This window comes from Salmonella sp. SAL4457, assembly GCF_046548235.1.
GTDB lineage: Bacteria > Pseudomonadota > Gammaproteobacteria > Enterobacterales > Enterobacteriaceae > Salmonella > Salmonella enterica.
This window is the reverse complement of sequence record NZ_JBGDZO010000612.1, coordinates 1-266: the sequence shown is the minus strand read 5'-3', so window position 1 is coordinate 266 and position 266 is coordinate 1. Positions and strand designations below refer to the sequence as shown.

At 69.5% G+C, this 266-nt stretch carries 1 protein-coding gene; it reads right to left on the bottom strand.

Features of this window, described 5'->3' with window-relative positions:
* Positions 1 to 249: M14 family zinc carboxypeptidase (locus tag ACLJNW_RS25655; protein ID WP_410961432.1), on the bottom strand; the 249-nt coding region annotated here is incomplete at its 3' end.
* Positions 250 to 266 lie beyond the last annotated feature (17 nt).

Below are 266 nucleotides of genomic sequence, written 5' to 3'. Positions count from 1 at the left end.
CCCGTAGGCGCTGCGGCGCAGGTCGCCGTCGACGTTGACCACCGGGATGAACAGCAGGTTGATCTTCTCCAGCAGCCCGGCGAGCGGGCGGTCGGCAGCGCTCATGTCGCGCAGCAGCATGAACATGGCGTCCTTGCCGTTGGCCTCGCCGGGATGGATCTCGGCTTCCACCAGCAAGGTCGGCTTGGCGGAGCGCTTCAGGCCGGCGGCGGACTTGTCGGCCTCGGTGGAGGCGGTCACCAGCAGCATCGGGTGACCCTCGGCGC